This window comes from Rothia endophytica (assembly GCF_039543885.1).
GTDB lineage: Bacteria > Actinomycetota > Actinomycetes > Actinomycetales > Micrococcaceae > Rothia > Rothia endophytica.
The window spans coordinates 1,058,523-1,078,129 of record NZ_BAABKP010000001.1 but is presented as its reverse complement, the minus strand read 5'-3'; the positions used below and the strand labels follow the sequence as shown (position 1 = coordinate 1,078,129).

The following is a 19,607-nucleotide window of genomic DNA, read 5'->3' as shown; positions in this document are numbered from 1 at the left end:
TGGGGTTAGCGGGGGCGAGCCGCGGCAGAGGCACGCGCCTTTTCTACCAGTGAATCGTCAATCACCACGGGGGTGAATTCACCGTATTTTTTGATCGCTGCGTGCTTAATGAGGTAGTCCGAGACTGCCGGGTTCTTGGGCAACAGTGAGCCGTGCAGGTAGGTGCCAATCACGTGATGGACGTGCGCGCCTTCCCCGTCGTCCTCAGTGTTGTTGCCTTCGCCCTTGGTGACGCGGGCCAGGGGCTTGGTGTCGCCCGAGAGGTAGGTGAGGCCCGAGTGGTTTTCAAAGCCAACTAAGGTGCCGAACTCTTCTGATTCTTCAACGATGTTGCCAATCAAGCGTTCTTCGCCGCCCACGGTTTTAGCGTCAAAGATGCGCACGCCGTTAAGGGTCTCCCCGCCCACGGTCTTAAACTCTTTGCCGAAGAGCTGGTAAAGACCGCAGATCACCAGCATGGGGGTGCCGTCCTGGGCCAGCATGCGCAACGTTTCGGCATTCGCCAGTAGGTCATCCTGAACTACTGACTGGCCTGAGTCCTGACCGCCGCCACCGATAAAAATATCGCCGTCCAGAGGGAACTCGTCCCCGGGGTTATAGTCAACTATTTCGGTGGTGAAACCGTGGGCCTGGGCACGGCGGGATAGAGAGAGGGTATTACCCCAGTCGCCGTAAATGTTCATGTCGCGGGGGTAGAGCTGCACAATTTTCAGGCTCTTGTTGTTACCGGTCTGGGTGATGATTTCCTCGCCCAGTTCTTCGGTGAGGTTCTGGGGCTGGCTCACAATACGTCCTCCACATCGGTAATCTTTGACAGTGCTTTACGAATCGCCAGCATGGCAGTGTAGGTGCAGAAAATACGCATGGGCTTGCCGTGGGATTTTCTGATGAACTCGGCCAAGGCTTCTTCCAGGTCTTCGTTAACGGTCTCTACGTAGACATCATCGTGGGCCAGGCGCAGTGCCATGTCGTAAGCACGGACGCCCGAGACCATCGTTACCCCGCCCTGGATGAGCGAGTGAAAGTCCACATCCCAGAGCCAGGAAACGTCGCGGCCGTCGGCGTACTGGTCGTTGATGGCAATCATGGTGGCGTAGTCTTTGGCATCAGCAGATGCCAGTGACAGGCGGAAACCGCTGGGGTTCTTCACTAGAAGTAGCTGTAACGTCTGCCCGTTTACGGTCAAGGTTTCGCCACGGCCAAAAGCTGGAGCAATTTTTTCAAGCTCGGCCAGCAGCGCAGTTTCGTTGAGTTTCTCCCCTAGAACCTCCTGGGTCAGGGCGATAGCGGCTGCGGCGTTGAAGATGTTGTAGATGCCGTAGAGATTAACGGTGCCGGTCATCTCGCGGCCTTCTAGACCGAAAGTTGCCTGGGTGCCAGCAAAGTCACTGAGCACGACGGAAGCTGCAGGCAATTCCGGTGCGGTGACTGCTTCATCGACATCAGTGGAGCCGCGCATCTCGTCATCCGAGGGGAAGAGGGAGCGGAGCTTATCTGACAGACCGAAGTAGCTGACCTTGGTGCCTGACTGGGCGTTGCTGGCAAGAGAGCGGATGCGTGGGTCTTCGCGGTTCAGCACGATGGTGCCGCTGGTAGCGCCGGCAACGCTAGAGAGCATACGGCGGGTGGTATCGATTTCACCGAAGCGGTCTAGCTGATCGCGCAGGACGTTGAGCAACAGGGAGTAGCGGGGCTTAACCATTTTGACGAAGTGCACGGCGTGAGCCTCGTCGAGCTCCAGCACCGCAATATCAGCGTCGAGTTTGCCGGTCAGTGACATTTCACCCAGCAGGGCCGCAGCGACGCCGCGCACAAAGTTAGAACCGGTGCGGTTGGTAAAGACGCGCAAGCCCTGGGATTCCAGCAGCTGAACCACCATTTTGGTGGTGGTGGTCTTACCGTTAGTGCCTGAGACCACCACGACGCCCTCAGGTAGCTTTGCCAGCTCCTCCGCGACGAACTGGGGGTGTAATTTTTCCATCACCAAACCGGGGAAGGCCGAGCCTCCACCGCGCAGTTTGGTTGCGTATCGAATGCCTTGGCCGACAAGGCGGGTTATGGGTCTTGACATACACCCCATCTTACGTGCTCAGCACACCCAAAGTGACAACGAGGCTTTAGGGTGTCTGGCATAATCTGAGCGGTGAGTATGCAGAACATTTTAGAACCGGTAGCACCGCAGGGTTCCTTCATATGGAGGGACCTCAAGTGGGTCAATAGGGCACCCGAGGTTCAGGTAGAACCTTGCATAAATGGCACCCCAGATGGCACCCTGCTCTCGGTTCCGCTGACCCCCGAGAGCTTCTTGGGGGTAGCGGTTATCCCCGAGGACTCTGCCAGCGGCGGACGCTACTGCAGTGGCTTTGCTCTTGCGCGCACCGATACCGCCGGTTTTAGGCACCTTCCCTGCCCCACCTCTCAACCTATCGTTAAAGGTAGACAATGTGATCGTTGCTTGGCGCGCGATGAATTTGCCCCTATCCACCGAGTTCACATGGGCGCCCGCATGACGGAGGCAGCGCTCGCCTACGTCAACCTTGAACATTATCTTTACATTGCGACTTTTCCGGATGGCACCTCTAAGGTCGGCACCGCGTCGACTCATTCCAATCCACGGCGTCTGGACGAGCAGGCCGTAGCGTTCGCTACCTTCGTTGCCCGCGCTGACGATGGGCGCATCGTCAGGGTACTAGAAGACCTGGTATCGCGGGAAAGTAACCTTACACAGTTCAAACGGGCCTCTACTAAGTACCGTGCCTGGATTGACCCTTTACCCGCTGACCAGTTGAAATCTGAGCATTATATGGCCGTCGAATCTGCTACCTGGGTACTGGAGGACGCAGAGCTAGACGGATTTGAGCTTCTGCAAGACCGGTGGCAACCTTCGGCCGCTATGTCCCGCGCCTATGCATCCTTACGGGCGGATGACCGCCTGCCACTGGCCGGGTATGAGTCTCTGGCCGCTGGCTCGCACGGCTTTTTTGTCACCGGTGGGGCGGGCAAGTTTCTCTCGGCTCACTGCGGTGACCCAGAAGCCAGTTTCTTGGTCAATACCGCTGATTTAGCTAATCGTGCCTGCGCCCTCTTTGATGGGTTGACTCCCCCGGCGTCCTTTCAGACCTCGCTGTTCTAGCCCCTTTTAGACGTGATGGTAGGGGCGGTTATTGGCAATTTCGCCTGCGCGGTAAATCTGCTCGGTGAGAAGTAGGCGCACCAGTTGGTGAGGGAAGACCAGCTTGGACAGGCTCCACACGGTGTTGGCTCGTGACCGGACGCTCTCGTCCACCCCGTAAGCACCGCCAATGACCAGCACTACCTGCTTGAAGCCTAGATTTGAGTTCAGCAAGGCTGACAGTTCTGGGGACGATAGGTTTTTGCCGCGCTCGTCCAGAAGAATTAGGTAGTCGTCGGAAGATACTTTTTCGAGAATTCGCTTGGATTCCTCAGCTCGCGCCTGCTCTTCAGCCAGGGAAGAATGGGGCAAGTAGACCCAGCTGACGTCCCACGGCTTGCGGAGCCTGGTTTCGTAGCGGTCAATACCCTGGGTGACCCATTTTTCGTGCTTCTTACCCACAGCAATGATTTTGATAGTCATGGTTAGTCGTCGCTACTTTCTGTGCTTTCTGCAGTTACACCCCAGGCTTCAGCAATGAGAGTTCTAATGTCCCCTAGAGTTTGGGTGACGGTTTTAGTGCCCGCGATGATAGGCAAAAAGTTGGTGTCACCACCCCAGCGAGGCACGATGTGCTGATGCAAATGATCTGCTACTCCGGCGCCACCAATTTTGCCCTGGTTCATGCCGATGTTGAAACCAGCGGCACGGCTAACCTTCCGCAGAATCTTCATAGCCTGCTGGGTGAGTGCAGCGATTTCTGCGGCTTCATCCGCTGAGGCGTCGTCATAGTTAGGGATATGCCGGTAGGGGCAGATCAGCAGATGCCCGGGGTTATAGGGGTAGAGGTTAAGAATCACAAAAGCATACTCACCACGGTGGACAATCAGCGAGTCAGCGTCCTGGCGCTGTGGTGCTACGCAGAAGGGGCAGGAGTTCTCGCTGTAATCCTGCTGGCCGCCTCTGACGTAGGCTCGGCGGTGGGGCGTCCAGAGGCGCTGGAAGGCATCGGGTACACCCGGCAGTTCGAAGTCGTCGCTGGTGTAGTCAGGTAGTTGCATGGTTAGTCGCTCTCGGTGAAGGTGGCGAAGGTGTAGAGGCCTCGGGAGTCCGTGGCAAAGAGTTCTAGCCCCAGGTCTGTGGCTGCCTGGGCGAGTGTGCTTTCAAAGCCGCTGGGGGCTTGATGTTCCGCTGCCTCACCGAAGAGGGCCAGGGCTAGAGAGTCGCCGGGCGAGAAGCGCGGCCGGTAGGTCAGGGCGTCGAAACCCGCTGCGCAGAAGGCGCTGGCCCAGGCTTGGGGGACGTCGTAGTGAGGCATACTGGTGAGTTCGCCGGTGATGCCCAGGGTGAAGGCGTCATCGTGGGAAACGTTGGCTGATCGCACGGGGGCGGGTAGCGGCATGCGGGAAATAACCCGACCCTCGGTGAGACTGATGGGGATGCGCCGGCCCTGGCTGAGCCTGTCCCCCAGCACCTCGCGGACGGCGGCACCCGGGTTGCTGGCTAAATAGCAGGTGCCTTTGGGTGCGGGCACATCAAACCTGCCCTGCATTGATGATGAATAGAACCAGGGGCCAAATTGCTGGCTGTGGGCTCTAAAAAATTCGTGCCCCTGCTCGTATTCGGCAACCGGCGCTAGGGCCAGGTGGGCACCCGGAGTGGGGCCGTGTTGCACCAGTCTTTGACGGCTCATGCGGCCTGCCACCGGGGGGCGAGAGAGCGCGCTTCTGCCAGCACGCGGGCAAGCTGGCCCCGGTCAAGGAGGTCAAGCGGGGTGGTGCCATCGAGCGGTGTATTGAACCACTGCGCCACGGCAAAGGGGTCAGCACCGCCAAAGGCAATGAGCACCTGCTGAACATCCTCGCACACGGCCCGTCCGGCAAACTGAAAAGCGGGGAAAATTGATTCGCCGTTCTCTATAGTTAACCGTAGCAGTTTGTGCTGTTTGACCTGCTTACTGATCGCCGCGCGGGTGGTGACCTTGAGCAGTTTCATGGTGTTTTCAAGGTCATAGACCGGGCCGATGAGATCGCCGTAGCCACGCACGCTGGCGCGGGCAAGAACTGAGCGCATACGGCTTTTAACGTCTTCGAGATCGTCAATAGAAGCAAGGAATTCTGGTGGCAGACTCTTCAGGTTTCTGGTGAACTCAGCAATCAGCTGATCAATCACCGCCTGAGTACCGGCGTCCTGCTGGGTAAGGGCCTGCGACATGGGAGCCTCCTTAGCTACGCCCTGTTTCTCCCATCTTAAACCCCGGCGTCAACTGCGTCAACCATCTTTGGTTGTTCCGCGAGGACGCCGGGGTGCAAGGCCCAAGCGTAAGGAGCTAGCGGCGGGTGTTCCAGGCACGCAGGTACTGGGAGGGCGCGTAATCCACATCAACCTTCAGTTCCTTAGCCCAGCTCAGAGCAAAGGAGTTATTGCGTAGAGCTTCGCGGCCGACCAGCACCACATCTGCCTGCTCTGAACCCACGATGTATTCAGCGAGGCGAGGTGAGTTAATCATGCCCACGGCCGCAACGGGAATGTCAGCTTCACGCTTGACCTGTGCCGCCATGGGGGTCTGGTAGCCAGCGTAAACCTTGATAGGTGCGGGGTAGTTGCCGCTGGTCGAAATATCAGCCATATCCACACCGTCTTCTTTCAGCCAGGCAGCTACCTGGGCAGTTTCTTCAACAGTGATGCCGCCCTCTACGAACTCGGTGGCTGAGAGACGCACCAGCAGGGGCATTTCTGCGGGCATCTGGGCGCGCATGGTGCGGGCAACCTGGCGGATGAGGCGGGCGCGGTTTTCGAGCGAGCCGCCGTATTCGTCGGTGCGCTGGTTGGATAGCGGTGAGAGGAACTGGGTGATGAGGTAGCCGTGGGCGCCGTGGATTTCGAGGAAGTCGTAGCCAGCCTTTACCGCGCGTTGGGCGGCAGCTCCGAAAGCTTCAACGATTTCGCCAATGCGTTCTTCGCTGAGTGCGGTGGTTTCTTTAAGGCCGGGGTAGGCGATAGCTGAGGGGGCGAAGGTTTCCCAGCCGCCCTCTTCAATGCTGAGGGAGCCGCCGTCGCGGGAGACGCGCTCAGCAACGGTGGATGCCTTTCGACCAGCGTGAGCAATCTGCACACCAGCTTTCGCACCGCCGTCATGGATAGCCTGAACGATGCGGGCATGAGCTACCGTGTGTTCATCCGACCAGAGCCCCAGGCAGAGGGGGCTGATACGGCCTTCGGGCAGGACGCTAGTCATCTCAACGATAACCGCACCGGCGCCACCGCGTGACAGGGCGTTGTAGTGGTGCTCATGGTAGTTGGTGGGAATACCGTCTTTTTCGTCGACCGAGTACTGGCACATGGGCGGAACCCAGAGACGGTTGCGGGTGGTCATAGAACGAACGGTAAAGGGCTCAAAGATAGGCGATGTCATGATATTGCTTCCAGGAATAAGGGGATGTTTCTCCCCTCGTAACAGCGTCACCGGGCCTCTTATTCCTTATGAGCCCTTAGCCTGAGGTAGAGGAGCGGCTTTCTGAGGGTTCTTTGCTCGCTGAGAGGGTAAGTAGAATTGTAGGTATGCAAGAACTTTCTGAGCCGACCATTCGCTCTAGCTTTGTTAACTGTTCGAAGGGAGAAGCTAAACGCCTGAACCTGCCCAACCTCAACGAAGTCGCATGGGGGAACCAGGTTTTCCTATCGTGGCTAGACCCTAAAAGCCCGTTGAAGGGCTGCCTGGTCGTGGAGCAGGATGGTGTAGTTCAGGGCGTTCTGTTGCAGAAATCTAAGGCGCAGAGCAAGGCTGCTCAGATGTGTCAGTTTTGTCTGACATTGCACCCCGGCTCGGGTATTTCGCTCTACACCGCCGCGCGTCCTGGCGAGTCTGGCAGGCGCGGTAACACCATCGGCACCTACCTTTGCGCCAATCTGGCGTGTACGGACTATGTGCTGGGTAAGAAAAAGCCGGTGGGTATCCGCCAGATGGATGAGACACTGAGCGTCGAGGATAGACTATTGCGCACCAAGAATAATGCGCTGGGTTTCATTGAGCGTTTAAAGAACGAAAGCTGATTGTGGAGGTTCACTAGGATGTTTAATTTTGCTGACCTCAAAATCCCGCTGGTAGGTGCCCCTATGGCAGGTGGGCCGAGTACGCCACAGCTTGCCGTTGCGGTGTCTAACGCCGGTGGGCTGGGCATGCTGGCAGCCGGCTACCTGAACGCTGACCAGCTTGCTGAGCAGGCGCAGCAAACTCGGGAGCTTACTGAACGGCCTTTTGGGGTAAACCTATTTTGCCCGGCTGACCCCAATGACAATCCTGTTAATACCCCGGCGCTCCTGCAGGACTACCGCCGGGCACTAGCACCATTAGGCAAGCAGTACGGTCTAGACCTTCTCAATGATGAGCTGGTGTTACCCGATCATTATGGCCCCTTGCTGGACTGGCTACTTGCCAAACCCGTGCCGGTGGTGACCTTTACCTTCGGTTGCCCTAGTGCAGAGGATATCGCGCAGCTACAAGCGGTTGGTACTTGTGTGGGCATAACTGTCACCAATCCTCAGGACGCTGCTCTCGCCGCCCAGCCTGGTGCGAATTTTCTGTGTGTTCAGGGGCCGAACGCCGGCGGTCACCAATCAACGTTTAGGGTGCAGGACGAGGTCAACCAGCTACCCTTGTCGCAGCTTGTTCCTGATGTTCAAGCTGTCACTGAATTGCCTCTGGTAGCCGGTGGCGGAGTCGGTAACAGCGAGGATGTGCAGTCGCTTCTCTCTTTGGGTGTTGAGGCAGTTCAGCTTGGCACGCTTCTTCTGCTGAGTGATGAGGCGGGCACCAGCCAGGCTCATCGCGATGCCTTGCAATCAGGAATCGCAGCAACCCAGCTCACTCGTGCTTTTACGGGACGTCCCGCCCGAGCCATCGTCAATGAATTTGTAGCTGAGTTTGACGCGCTCGCTCCTGCGGTTTACCCCCAGATGCATTACCTGACGGCTCCCCTACGAGCCAAAGCCAAGGACTCCGGCGCCTGGCAGCACGTTAATGCTTGGGCTGGGGATGGGTTCAGTCAGGCACAGACCAAACCAACTGCAAAAATTATCTCGAACCTATCCAGTGGCTAGTCAGTCGTTTAATGGCATTTTTTGATACCCCGGCGCGGTAAAGATGCTGGTCTTGTTAAGGGCTGACAGCATGGGAGCTTCTGAATACAAAAGGTATTCTTGCATTCAAATTTTATCCTCTCACCATGTTAATATAGGTTCGGCTAGAAAACAGTTATAGTCGATTTAAGCAGACTGAACACAATGAACGCAGTAGCCCCAATAAATTAATGATATCATTTAAAATGATATCAATAATTCATGACAAACTTATAAGCCTCAGCAAAATTTCGGGATAAAGATGAATAGAAAAGGAACTCAGGATATAGCAGCGTTTGATATCCATCAATATCATCCTGAATTTGCCTTTTTGAATAATGATAAATCTTTAATATTATTTGAGAATTATTTTTTCCTTCATGCCGCATCTTTCTAATTAATGTAATTAAATCATACATTTTTAATACAAGCGTTTCTGAATATCGCCTACTTAAATCGAATTGATTTATAATAAATCTTGTTCTTTTTTGGATTAGAATATTTTGCATGGGAACAGCTTTGAGGACTATTTTAGGATAGAGTATCTTCGTTGAAGATATATGAACCTTGCTAAAGTCAAAAAATAGAATGATACTTCCGTCCGGGAAGTCTTCAAGATATGGATGAAAACCGACAATTCCGGAACTTGAAGACCAATTTGCTCTTTTTTTAGTGTTACAGGGCCAACAGGATGGAATAAGATTTAAAGACTCTGCTGATAATTGTGCTAGAACAGACTGCGGCACGAAATGGTCTATTGTAGCACTTTTACTCATAGGATTAACACCACAGTATGGGCAAAAAATAAAATAGTTATTATCAACTACTGCTGGGATGCCTAATATTTTATTCCTAATTTCATGTCCAAGATTCCGATAGATTCTTACAGCTTCTGAGCCGTCGAAAGACAAAATTTTCGATATATCAAAATATCCGCTACCATCAAACATTTTTTTATAATAAACATGATTTCTCAGCAGAATAATGTAGCTATTGTTAGTATTAGGATAATAATCTGAACTATTCTTACGTTCCAAAATTTCTCTAATTATTTTGCCAGTACTAATTTTAGGCTGATATTTTTTATAAATATACCTAGTCATTGATGTATTCCTCAAGAACCATTGCCGCACGATCACCAATAGATCCACCTAGCTCGTGAATAATCTGTTCCCTGCTATAACCTTTCGCTACTAAACCTTTTATTTCACGGTAAAAACCTGAATCTGAAAATTCAAGATTAAATGTATTTTCTAAAATTCTACTCAGGTTTGAACCATATGTCTCAATAGCAGGGTGTGCCATAAATGGATTACCCTCGATTATTGAAAGTTGCCAAACATTATCTCTAGATATTTCTTGAATAACAACGGGCGAGTGTGTTGCAAAAATTGATATTCCTCCGGACACTTTAGTAATTTTACCTATCGAATTTATCAATGCAGAAGTTAGCGGAGGGTGCAGAAAGTTTTCTGGCTCATCAAATATAAGCACCATATTGCTTACAGATTCGGCAGCTATAAAAGCTAAAATTGATAGAACTATTTTATGACCGACGCTTAAATCGTAAAAATTATTCCCAGTAATTTTTGGTGATGTGCTTTCAAAATCCCAGTTTTTCACCGTTTCTTTTAATATGGAGTCATTCTTTAATATACTAAAATACTCACGCATCAATCCCATATTTTTCATTGAAGCAATCCGATAATTTTTTTTAAATTGAGTATACGCTTTTGACTTGCCAGCGATATCCCAATAGCCCAAAAATTTGAAGTTATTGTTTCTCTCACTCCAAAATCTAAATTTATCGGAGTAATCATCTTTTATAGGAGCTAGATTAATATAAAGTACCTTATACGCCCTTGAGCGCAATATCTCTTCTGTCAGATTTTGCAGAAATGTTGTTTTTCCCGCCCCGTTTGGTCCAATAATGGCCCATTGGTTTGAGATATAAGATTTTTTTTGAATTCTGAATTCAACGATTTTATCGAAGTATGGGATATAAAATATTTCATTTGCAGGAGTCGTATCTAATGACCATTTACTCTTGATGGCGTATGCATACATCCATTTATCCAATTTTTCAGGACTAGGGAATAAATGATAATATTTCCAGTCAAAATTTGCATCTTTTAAGGAATCTAGAAGAGACTCTAAATTAGTGCCTATTCCGTCGAATACAGAAACATCCTCGTAATCATGAAATGGCCAATGGGGATTATAATATTCTTGTGAAACACCAAAAGATGCCATTATTTTATCAGTGATATCTAAAGGCTGATCCCCTCTAAATGCAGTTGAAGTCTGTCTATCAAAAATTAAAACGGCAAACGATTTTGTGTAGATGTTTCCACTAAATTTCTTATTTTTAAAGTAAAAACCTACTCTGCATTCAATTATTTTATTTTCTTTATCTATAATCTGCCTTTGTTTCTCCAGAATAATGTAAACAAAATCACCCTCCTCCCCTAAAAATCTCTCTAAAATAGAACTTAGTTTAAGATAATTTATTTTCTTTACCAAAAATACTTTCATTAGCTTTCCCATATCCTCTATTTATTATTTTCATACAACCAATTTTGGGGTTAACTAAAGGGATTCCATGCAAATCAATACTAGATGAAACCCCTTTAGATATCTATGTTCGCAAGCAACTCACGTCACTGGCTAGCTCCGATTGAATCCTAGTGGATCCACATTATTCCGTGACTTGATGTGCTCCACAATCCTTGCCACGGCCTCGTCCACGGGGACGCCGTTTTCCTGGGAGCCGTCGCGGAAGCGGAAGGATACCGCGCCGTTCTCGGCGTCCTCGCCACCGGCAATCAGGATGAAGGGCACCTTCTCCTTGGACGCGGTGCGGATCTTCTTGGGGAAGCGGTCAGTGCCGTAGTCCACATCAACACGCACACCCTGAGCAGCCAACTTAGCGGCAACCTCACCCATGTAGTCGTTGAAAGCCTCAGCAACGGGAACACCCACCACCTGAACAGGAGCCAACCACGCCGGGAACATACCCGCGTAGTGCTCGGTTAGCACGCCGAAGAAACGCTCCAGCGAACCGAACTTAGCCGAGTGAATCATGACGGGCTCCTGGCGGGAACCATCCGACGCCTGGTACTCCAGACCGAAGCGCGCAGGCTGGTTGAAGTCGTACTGAACGGTCGACATCTGCCAGGTACGGCCGATTGCGTCCTTCGCCTGAACAGAAATCTTGGGGCCGTAGAAGGCAGCTCCACCGGGGTCGGCTACCAGTTCAAGACCGGTCTCACCAGCAACCTGCTCCAGAACAGTGGTTGCTTCTTCCCACTGCTCGTCGGTGCCAATGAACTTATCCTTCTTATCACCCTCGGTGTCGCGGGTGGACAGTTCCAGGTAGAAGTCGGTCATACCGAAGTCCTCAAGCAGGCTCAGCATGAACTTCAGCAGGTGACGCACCTCGTCCGGTGCCTGCTCCTTGGTCACGTAGCTGTGCGAGTCGTCCTGGGTAATCATGCGCACGCGGGTCAAGCCCTGCAACACACCGGACTTCTCATCGCGGTAGACGGTGCCGAACTCAAAGAGACGCAGGGGCAGCTCGCGGTAAGAACGACCGCGTGAACGGAAAATCTCGTTGTGCATGGGGCAGTTCATTGCCTTGAGGCGGTAAGCCTGACCCTCGTCTTCCATCGGGGGGAACATGCCGTCTGAGTAGTACGGCAGGTGCCCGGAGGTGTAGAAGAGATCTTCCTTCGAGATATGCGGGGTCTTGACGTACTGGAAGCCCTCAGCGATGTGGCGTTCGCGCACGTAGTTTTCCATCTCGCGCAGGATGATGCCGCCCTTGGGGTGGAACACAGGCAGACCGGGGCCGATAGTCTTGGGGAAGCTGAAGAGGTCAAGCTCTTCGCCCAGACGGCGGTGGTCACGACGCTCAGCCTCAGCGATGCGGTCCTTGTAAGCAACCAGCTCTTCCTTGGAAGGCCAGGCGGTGCCGTAGATACGCTGCAGCATGGGGTTCTTTTCTGAACCGCGCCAGTAAGCGCCACCGGTGCGCATCAGTGCGTAGCCGTTGGCAAGAATCTTTGTGGAGGGCACGTGCGGGCCGCGGCAGAGGTCCTTCCAGACGGTCTCGCCCTTGCGGTTGACGTTGTCGTAGATGGTGATTTCGCCAGCGCCCACCTCGACGGATGCACCTTCAGCGGCGTCCGCGCCTGAGCCGGGCCCCTGAGCGAGTTCTAGCAGTTCCAACTTGTAGGGCTCGTTTGCCATTTCAGTGCATGCCTGCTCGTGGGTGACCACGCGACGCTGGAAGGTTTGGCCGCTCTTAATGATTTTCACCATGGACTTCTCAATCTTCTTGAGATCCTCAGGGGTGAAAGGTTCCTCAACATCGAAGTCAAAGTAGAAGCCGTCGGTGATGTAGGGGCCGATGCCCAGCTTGGCGTCCTTGCGGTATTCCTGCACCGCCTGTGCCATAACGTGTGCAACCGAGTGGCGCAGCACTTCAAGACCTTCTTGGTCGTGAACGCTCACGGGCTCTACGGTGTCGCCTGCTGTTAGTTCGGTGGAGAGGTCAACCAAGGTGCCGTTGATACGAGCAACAACAATGTCGCTCTTCTCAGCGAACAGGTCAGCGGCTTTGCTGCCAGCTTCTACGTTGACGTTTTCGCCAGCAACGGTGATGTTGAGGGTAGACAAAGAGTGTCTCCTAAAGTTTGGTGCTCACCCCTACGATGGGTGGGCCGGGCTTACACCTGCGCGATACAGGGGCGCAGGCTAAGCATAAGTTTACCCGCTGTTGCAGTGCCGAGCGACAGCGAAACTATAGGTAGAGACGTGAAAAGTTTTGCACGGGTAGGCGTTAGTAAAGACGTTGAGGAGTGCCCAACAAGACCTTACGAAGCTTTAGCTGCACCTTCAACCCGAGGTGTAGTCGGTGCCTTTGCCCGGGACTTTTTGAAATCAACGTCCAGACCGTCAATACCACGCAGACGTTTGCGCATAACCTTAACAGCCTCGGGGTTCTGATCGATGAGCAGGAACTTGCGGTCAAGCTGGGCAGCGGCGTAGCCGGTGGTACCTGAGCCTCCAAAGAAATCCAGCACCCAATCCCCTTCAGCACTAGATGCCTGGAGGATACGGCGCAGAATACCCAGAGGTTTCTGGGTGGCGTAACCGGTTTTCTCTTTGCCGCTGGGCGAAACGATGGTGTGCCACCAGACGTCCGTGGGTAGTTTGCCAGCCAGCGCCTTCTCTTCGGTGACTAGACCGGGTGCCATGTAGGGCTCACGGTCTACCGCCTCGGAGTTGAAGTAGTAGTTCTCGGGGTCTTTAACGTAGACCAGAATGTTGTCGTGCTTAGCCGGCCACTTCTTCTTTGATTTGGCACCATAGTCGTAAGCCCAAATGAGTTCATTGAGGAAGCATTCTCGGCCAAAGAGGGCGTCCAGCACCACCTTGGCATAGTGCACCTCGCGGTAATCAAGGTGAAGATAGAGGGTGCCGCTGGGCTTGAGCAGGCGCCACGCCTGAATCAGGCGGGGCTCTAAGAACTCCCAATAATCCTCAAAGGAGTCATTGTAGCCGTAGACATCGCCCTTGATGGTCTCGTAGGTGTGCCCCTTGTAGCCCACCCGTGAGCCACCTTCGGTGCGCACCGTCTTGATGCTCTGACGGCGCTGCACCTTACCCGTATTAAAGGGTGGGTCAATGTAAATGAGCTGAAACGACTCATCGGGCAGGTTTTTGAGTACGGCAAGGTTATCTCCGTGGACCACCATGCTGGCGCCACTTGCTGACCAAATAGAACGTTTCGACACATCGTCCAGAATACCCCACGCTCCCCCGGTGCGTTGCTCCCCACCAGTGAGGGTTAAGCCACGCCCTCGCTGGAGCAGACGTTGGTGAGGCGACCAATGCCCTCAATCTCTGTCACCACGGTTTGCCCCGGTGCCAGCCACTTACGCGGACGCAGTGAAAGACCGACCCCTGCAGGTGTACCCAGCGCGATAAGATCCCCGGGCTGCAAAGTCATGAAGGTTGAAATATATGAAATCACTTCAGCCGGTCTAAAAATGAGGTTGGCGGTGCTACCCTGCTGCCGTGTCTCACCGTCCACGGTGCAGGTCATTGCTAACCCGCCAGCTATATCTAGCTCGTCGGGGCTGACGATGACCGGGCCGAAGGGGGTCATTGAGTCCCAGTTTTTCCCCTGGAACCACTCGCTGGTGCGCCCCTGCCAGTCCCGCACCGATACGTCATTGAGGACGGTGTAGCCCAGTAGGTATTCCTCAGCTTCTTCAACCGGGATGCGGCGCCCCTCCTTTCCAATCACGGCGCAGAGTTCAACTTCCCAGTCAATTTTATTGCTCTCGGGGGGCATCTGAATTTGCTCACCAGGACCAATGAGCGCATTGCCGAACTTGGTGAAAATAGTGGGGTGGGAGGGGGTTTCAGCGCCTACTTCTTTGGCATGGTCGGTGAAGTTGAGGCCTACGCACAGCACCCGGGAGACGTTGCTTAAAGGGCGGATGAAGTCGCCCTCACTCAGATCTAACGGTTGAGCACCCATATGCTCGGCAGAAATGAACTGAACCTCGCGGGTCGCCAAGTAGTCAGCCAAGGGTTTATCCAGCTGATACCAGCGTGATCCTTGCTCGATAACAGCAACTGGTTTTCCTCGTAAAAGTATCTGAGCGAACTTCATATTTCTACTCCTCTAAAAGTTATAATTCTTTTAGTATCATCAACGAATCTGCAGGTCAAACACTCTTTAATTGGTAAGAAATACAAAGAAAAGCAGATGAATTTATAACGAATACCTTACATAACTATTAGCAAACAGAGTACTCTATACCTCACAGTGTAATTTATTTCAGATACTAAGGAGGCTCGCGATGAGCGGCTTTATCACCCTCGTTTCCCAGACATCCAAAGCAACGAAGCCCATCACCGTCAGCACTCGCCCTGCCCAGGTTGAAGACGCTGAGGCTTTAGCCCGTCTCTACTTCGCCTCCTACGAAGGCGACCGCTTCAGCTCCCAGGCTGAAGCTGCCATCGAGATGGAAAAGATTTTGCGCGGTGAACACGGTGAGTTCTACACCGATGCATCCCCCGTCGTCGTTGATGAACACGACCGCGTTATTGCCGCGTCCCTCTGCCTCAAGCACAGCCCCGCGAGAGAACCCAAAGATCTGCCGACCATCTATGAGCTCTTCACCGCAGCATCCCGCCGCCGTGAGGGTCTTGCTGAACAGTTGATTCGCAGGTCTATTGATCAGATGTTCGAGGACGGCTACGAGCAGGTTACCGTACGCATCCAGGACAACAACTCTGCAGCATTAGCCCTCTACCTCACCCTCGATTTCAACCGTTGGTACCCTGAGGCAGAAGACATCCTCTAAGGTCTACAACAAGGGGCTAACCGCTATGTACGGTTAGCCCCTTTTTTTTCTGCCTTCTGCATGCCTAGAGCCCTGTTAGCAGGTCTTCGGCGGGTTCAATCAGGTAGGGTGCGTTGTTACTAACGTTCCCGACATCCTTGCTGACCGGGTGCATCGCCCAGCCCGCAGTCTGAGCGAATGCCTGCTCCCGAAGGTGAGCTAGTGCTGCTTCTGCACTCTGACGTTGATGCAATTTAGACGCGGCGTCGGCTGGTTTACGGGTGCCAGCGGCTCTCCCCGACCGCAGCCAGAAGGTCAAACTATCACTTTCACTTACATCCCGGTCATCGGCTACGCTCAGGGGAATCGGCAGACGGTTATGCAGCTGCCCCAGCTGCTTTTCGATCTGGTTGGCATAGGGCGCTTCGCCACCCAAATCAGCCAGAATGCCGCTATCGAATTCACCGTTTCCCGGTGAATCCATGGTGATGATGGAGCAACTCAGCAACCATTGGCCGCCCTGCCCTTCAAAGCCGGAAGCAGGGCCAGCAAACTCGTCTGGGATTTTCCACCACTCGTACAGCCCAGCGAAGTAGATGGGGCGACCGTCTGCGCGGTGCACAAAATAGGGGGTCTTAGCTGTTTTACCGGCAGCAGTTGTCTCGGTTTTCCACTCGTAGTAGCCGCTAACCGGTACAGCGCAGTGCCCCGCCACCGCCGCTTCACGGAAGGTGGGCTTGGTAAAGATTGTCTCACTGCGGGCGTTGAAGGCACGTGATGCAAAGGAAGGGTCTTTAGCCCAGCCCGGTAAGAGGCCCCAGCGGGCTGCGTGCATCTCACGTACAAACCTGCCCTGGGCTGGTGCAGACGCCGCGGCGTCCGGGCTAGCGTGCGGAGCAAAAGATGCGGTGCTACCTGGCATAACTTCCAGGGTTTCGTCTCCAAACAGCCTATCCACCAGAATGGGCACCGTATGGGTGGGTGCCACGTTGTAATTGGCTATTGGTTCTGTGAGCTGGACTCCTGCTAGGTACTGGGTATGCTCTAAAGCTAGTTCAAGAGCGTAACGGCCGCACATTAGAAACCCTCACTTTCATAGGCCTCGATAACAGCGTCTTCAATATCGTCAACGGTCATGAGCGGTTCAATATCGGCCAGAGCCCCTACAGTTACCGGGTCTAAGGGCAGGCCAAGGGCACGATAGACGTCTTCGGTCACTGCGCGTAGCGGCTCAGGGTTCTCCACGACGATACCGCTGGAGAACCACCAGGCACCCGAAACCACGCGCTGCGCGGTACCAATAATTTTTACCCGCTGGCCGCCGGGAATCTGGCCCCAGACCGAGTATTCGCCGGGGCAATATTCGCCGGGTAGCTCCCCCACGCCCGCTTGAATGCCGAGACTTTCTAGAGCCTCTGCAAACATGCTTCCAAAAATGCCGTAACGCTCGTGATTACCGCTGACGGCATCCGAGGCGTACTGAAAATGATCCACCACCAGGCATCCGCGATGGTAGGCAGCAGCATGCCCGCCAACGGTGCGCACCAGAGGTTCGAAACCCTGGGCGAGACAGGCCTGGCGCGCGGCCGAAAATTGCGGGTTGAGCTCATCTCGGCGCCCAAAAGCAACTGTGGGTGCCGGGCGGTAGAGCCGCAGGGTTGAGGGCTGCTCTCCCCTGCCGACAGCGCGCACCGTCTGCATGGCGCTATCGATCATTTCAGTCATGGTGGCGGTATGATCACTACCGAATCGTTGAAGCTGCACGGTGCACCTAGTCCACTGAAATTTCATTGAGGCTGGTGGATACAAACTCCCACCAGGTGGGTTGCAGACCGGCGTTGAGCGCTACTCTTTGTGAAATGATGTGCGAGGGGCTGGTGCCGTAGAAGGGTAAAAAGCCTTCGGCGATAATGGCCTCTGCCAGTGTACCGACCAGGGTGCCGGCTAACCTTGCACCACGGTGCTGAGGTAGCACATCGATGCCAATCTGCTGCATGAGGTTGGAGTCCTCGCTGGCCCCCGCAAGGGCTACAATTTCACCGTGGGCAAGTGCGGCTAGCACCTGAACGTCTGGGCGAAGTTCTTTGAAACCCAGGGCATTGCTAAAACGCTCATCGTCGCGGAAAGCTTCAAGCTCCTGCGGTTCTAACCAGCGTAGTTCATAACCCTCTATCTGCGGCAACTTAACGTCCTGCGCGGACGCCGCCGATTGGTGCTCCCAGAAGCTGCGACCGGGGGTGTAAAAGAGTGAGGTGCTCGAGACCTGCAAGGCGAAGGGGGTGAGATAGTCGTTGAGTTTGCGCAGCTCGGAGTAGTCGCCCACCCAGTTGCCGTTGTCCCCTGCCAGCAGTGCTTGGGCGGCGTCCAGGACGCGCGGGTGGGCGGCAGAGACTGCAGTGAGCCCACGGTAGTTGATGAGGCGAAGCTCCCAGTGGTCACGGTAGCGGCGGCGGTCAGCGTCCATCTCTTCGAGGGGTAGACGCTGACTGGTGAGCAGCGTGGAGCCGTGCTGGAAGGCGAGGTCAAATGACGCTGGTGGCAGGCACATATCCACCGACAGCTGCCGGTTGAGCAGAGTAAGGGCGTCCTCATAGCTGACGATTGGGGTGGGCATAGCTCACTTTCTGGGGTGCAGGTATACCTATCTAGGGTACTCCGCCTGCTTGCCCGAGGGCAGATTTTGTGCCGCGGTTAAACTGAGAGCATGAAGATTGTGGTTCTTGGTTTGAGCGGTGCGGGTAAATCGACCTGGAATTGGTGAAGTGAATTCTCTAGAAAGGCACCATCCCAAAGAAGCTAGCTGCCCTGCGGGACGTGCAGAAGCGTTACCCGCATAAGACCAAGATTTATAAGTGGTGGAGGCATAAAGGACCACAACAATAAACCCCCGCAGTTTCCCTCTCAACAGCTACGCTATATTGCTGTTCTAAGAATGAAACTACGGGGTTCCAAATCAGGAATGGTTTTAGAAGTCCCAGTCCTCGTCCTCGGTATTCACGGCCTTGCCGATCACGTAGGAAGAGCCAGAGCCTGAGAAGAAGTCGTGGTTCTCATCCGCGTTCGGTGAGAGCGCTGAGAGAATTGCCGGTGAAACGTTGGTGACGCTGGCGGGGAACATCGCCTCGTAGCCCAGGTTCATCAGTGCCTTGTTAGCGTTGTAATGCAAGAACTTCTTGACGTCCTCAGTCAGCCCAACACCATCGTAAAGTGAAGCGGTGTAAGCTACTTCGTTCTCGTACAGTTCATAGAGCAGGTCAAAGGTGTATTCCTTTAGCTCTGCCTGACGCTCCGGGCTTTCCTTTTCCAGGGCGCGCTGGAACTTGTAACCAATGTAGTAGCCGTGCACAGCCTCATCGCGAATGATAAGACGGATCAAGTCAGCAGTGTTGGTCAGCTTGGCGTGCGATGACCAGTACATGGGCAGGTAGAAGCCCGAGTAGAAGAGGAAGGACTCCAGCAGGGTTGAGGCAACCTTCTTCTTCAGCGGATCATCGCCCTGGTAGTAATCCATCACGATGTTGGCCTTCTTCTGAAGGTGCTCATTCTCGGTGGACCAGCGGAAAACCTCATCGATTTCCTTGGTGCTGCAAAGAGTGGAGAAGATAGAAGAGTAGCTCTTAGCGTGCACCGACTCCATGAAAGCAATGTTGGTGTACACCGCTTCTTCGTGCGCAGTCACAGCATCGGGCAGCAGAGACACAGCGCCCACAGTGCCCTGAATGGTATCAAGCAGGGTCAGGCCGGTGAAAACGCGCATGGTTAGCTGCTTCTCTTCATCGGTCAGTGTCTTCCAGGACTGCACATCATTAGACAGCGGCACCTTCTCAGGTAGCCAGAAGTTAGAGGTCAGACGGTCCCAAACCTCAAGATCTTTTTCGTCCTCAATACGGTTCCAGTTGATTGCTTCAACGTGGTGAACCAGCTTGACCTTTTCACTCATAACGGTGGGAAACTCCTCGTTCAAAATTCTTTCGCGCAAAAATGCGCATCGTCTACTATTCTTCCATCACAGA

At 53.7% G+C, this 19,607-nt stretch carries 20 protein-coding genes; 4 read left to right on the top strand and 16 right to left on the bottom strand.

Annotated features, from left to right (window positions below):
* Window positions 1-5: 5 nt before the first annotated feature.
* Both ABD982_RS04875 and ABD982_RS04870 read right to left on the bottom strand, forming a co-directional pair.
* Window positions 6-785 (bottom strand): type 1 glutamine amidotransferase, encoded by a 780-nt coding sequence (locus tag ABD982_RS04875; protein WP_425570010.1) that lies wholly within the window; start codon window positions 783-785, stop codon window positions 6-8.
* Window positions 782-2,080 carry a Mur ligase family protein gene (locus ABD982_RS04870; RefSeq protein ID WP_345445201.1) on the bottom strand — a complete coding sequence of 433 codons (1,299 nt, stop codon included), beginning with the start codon at window positions 2,078-2,080 and terminating at the stop codon, window positions 782-784. Before ABD982_RS04870 ends, ABD982_RS04875 begins: the two co-directional genes overlap by 4 nt.
* Window positions 2,081-2,149: 69 nt before the next feature.
* Here ABD982_RS04870 and ABD982_RS04865 point away from each other — a divergent pair, with 69 nt between their 5' ends.
* Window positions 2,150-3,133, top strand: a complete 984-nt coding sequence (locus ABD982_RS04865; protein ID WP_345445200.1) for a hypothetical protein — start codon at window positions 2,150-2,152, stop codon at window positions 3,131-3,133.
* Between the two features lie 6 nt (window positions 3,134-3,139).
* On the opposite strand, the gene ABD982_RS04860 is transcribed toward ABD982_RS04865, so the two are convergent.
* The 5 genes from ABD982_RS04860 to ABD982_RS04840 form a co-directional block, all read right to left on the bottom strand.
* Window positions 3,140-3,595 carry a 23S rRNA (pseudouridine(1915)-N(3))-methyltransferase RlmH gene (locus tag ABD982_RS04860; RefSeq protein ID WP_345445198.1) on the bottom strand — a complete coding sequence of 152 codons (456 nt, stop codon included), beginning with the start codon at window positions 3,593-3,595 and terminating at the stop codon, window positions 3,140-3,142.
* Window positions 3,596-3,597: 2 nt separating this feature from the next.
* Window positions 3,598-4,173 carry an HIT family protein gene (locus ABD982_RS04855; RefSeq protein WP_345445197.1) on the bottom strand — a complete coding sequence of 192 codons (576 nt, stop codon included), beginning with the start codon at window positions 4,171-4,173 and terminating at the stop codon, window positions 3,598-3,600.
* A 2-nt stretch (window positions 4,174-4,175) separates the two neighbouring features.
* The gene (locus ABD982_RS04850) at window positions 4,176-4,805 is read right to left on the bottom strand and encodes an RES family NAD+ phosphorylase (RefSeq protein WP_345445195.1); all 630 of its coding nucleotides are present in this window, start codon (window positions 4,803-4,805) and stop codon (window positions 4,176-4,178) included.
* On the bottom strand, window positions 4,802-5,326 hold the full coding sequence (locus ABD982_RS04845; RefSeq protein WP_345445193.1) for a hypothetical protein: 525 nt from the start codon (window positions 5,324-5,326) through the stop codon (window positions 4,802-4,804). Before ABD982_RS04845 ends, ABD982_RS04850 begins: the two co-directional genes overlap by 4 nt.
* A 115-nt stretch (window positions 5,327-5,441) precedes the next feature.
* A complete protein-coding gene (locus tag ABD982_RS04840) occupies window positions 5,442-6,527 on the bottom strand; it encodes an NADH:flavin oxidoreductase/NADH oxidase (RefSeq protein ID WP_345445192.1) in 1,086 nt (361 codons plus the stop codon).
* 146 nt (window positions 6,528-6,673) lie between these two features.
* On the opposite strand from ABD982_RS04840, the gene ABD982_RS04835 reads away from it, so the two are divergent.
* Both ABD982_RS04835 and ABD982_RS04830 read left to right on the top strand, forming a co-directional pair.
* Window positions 6,674-7,165, top strand: coding sequence for an FBP domain-containing protein (locus ABD982_RS04835; protein ID WP_345445191.1), 492 nt, complete (start codon window positions 6,674-6,676; stop codon window positions 7,163-7,165).
* Window positions 7,166-7,183: 18 nt separating this feature from the next.
* Complete coding sequence (locus ABD982_RS04830; RefSeq protein ID WP_345445190.1) at window positions 7,184-8,212, top strand: NAD(P)H-dependent flavin oxidoreductase; 1,029 nt, start codon at window positions 7,184-7,186, stop codon at window positions 8,210-8,212.
* 230 nt (window positions 8,213-8,442) lie between these two features.
* Here the strand turns inward: ABD982_RS04830 and ABD982_RS04825 are convergent, their stop codons facing one another.
* From ABD982_RS04825 to ABD982_RS04805, 5 genes are all read right to left on the bottom strand, one after another.
* A complete protein-coding gene (locus tag ABD982_RS04825; protein ID WP_345445189.1) occupies window positions 8,443-9,333 on the bottom strand; it encodes an HNH endonuclease in 891 nt (296 codons plus the stop codon).
* Window positions 9,326-10,777 (bottom strand): AAA family ATPase, encoded by a 1,452-nt coding sequence (locus tag ABD982_RS04820; protein ID WP_345445187.1) that lies wholly within the window; start codon window positions 10,775-10,777, stop codon window positions 9,326-9,328. Before ABD982_RS04820 ends, ABD982_RS04825 begins: the two co-directional genes overlap by 8 nt.
* A gap of 120 nt (window positions 10,778-10,897) precedes the next feature.
* Window positions 10,898-12,910 carry a threonine--tRNA ligase gene (thrS, locus tag ABD982_RS04815; RefSeq protein ID WP_345445185.1) on the bottom strand — a complete coding sequence of 671 codons (2,013 nt, stop codon included), beginning with the start codon at window positions 12,908-12,910 and terminating at the stop codon, window positions 10,898-10,900.
* A gap of 197 nt (window positions 12,911-13,107) precedes the next feature.
* Window positions 13,108-13,992, bottom strand: a complete 885-nt coding sequence (locus tag ABD982_RS04810) for a DNA-methyltransferase (RefSeq protein WP_345445184.1) — start codon at window positions 13,990-13,992, stop codon at window positions 13,108-13,110.
* 92 nt (window positions 13,993-14,084) lie between these two features.
* On the bottom strand, window positions 14,085-14,918 hold the full coding sequence (locus ABD982_RS04805; RefSeq protein ID WP_345445182.1) for a fumarylacetoacetate hydrolase family protein: 834 nt from the start codon (window positions 14,916-14,918) through the stop codon (window positions 14,085-14,087).
* Window positions 14,919-15,108: 190 nt separating this feature from the next.
* Here ABD982_RS04805 and ABD982_RS04800 point away from each other — a divergent pair, with 190 nt between their 5' ends.
* Entirely contained in the window at window positions 15,109-15,615 is a 507-nt protein-coding gene (locus tag ABD982_RS04800) for a GNAT family N-acetyltransferase (RefSeq protein WP_345445180.1), read from the top strand.
* A 64-nt stretch (window positions 15,616-15,679) separates the two neighbouring features.
* Here the strand turns inward: ABD982_RS04800 and ABD982_RS04795 are convergent, their stop codons facing one another.
* The 4 genes from ABD982_RS04795 to nrdF all read right to left on the bottom strand — a co-directional run bounded on the left by ABD982_RS04795 (window position 15,680) and on the right by nrdF (window position 19,534).
* Window positions 15,680-16,672, bottom strand: a complete 993-nt coding sequence (locus tag ABD982_RS04795) for an SOS response-associated peptidase (protein ID WP_345445179.1) — start codon at window positions 16,670-16,672, stop codon at window positions 15,680-15,682.
* Window positions 16,672-17,358: a lipoate--protein ligase family protein gene (locus tag ABD982_RS04790; protein ID WP_345445177.1), complete on the bottom strand. Its 687-nt coding sequence runs from the start codon at window positions 17,356-17,358 to the stop codon at window positions 16,672-16,674. The genes ABD982_RS04795 and ABD982_RS04790 overlap by 1 nt, the downstream gene beginning before the upstream one ends.
* Window positions 17,359-17,365: 7 nt before the next feature.
* Window positions 17,366-18,208: a GNAT family N-acetyltransferase gene (locus ABD982_RS04785; protein ID WP_345445175.1), complete on the bottom strand. Its 843-nt coding sequence runs from the start codon at window positions 18,206-18,208 to the stop codon at window positions 17,366-17,368.
* A 351-nt stretch (window positions 18,209-18,559) separates the two neighbouring features.
* On the bottom strand, window positions 18,560-19,534 hold the full coding sequence (nrdF, locus tag ABD982_RS04780) for a class 1b ribonucleoside-diphosphate reductase subunit beta (protein WP_237203697.1): 975 nt from the start codon (window positions 19,532-19,534) through the stop codon (window positions 18,560-18,562).
* Window positions 19,535-19,607: the final 73 nt, after the last annotated feature.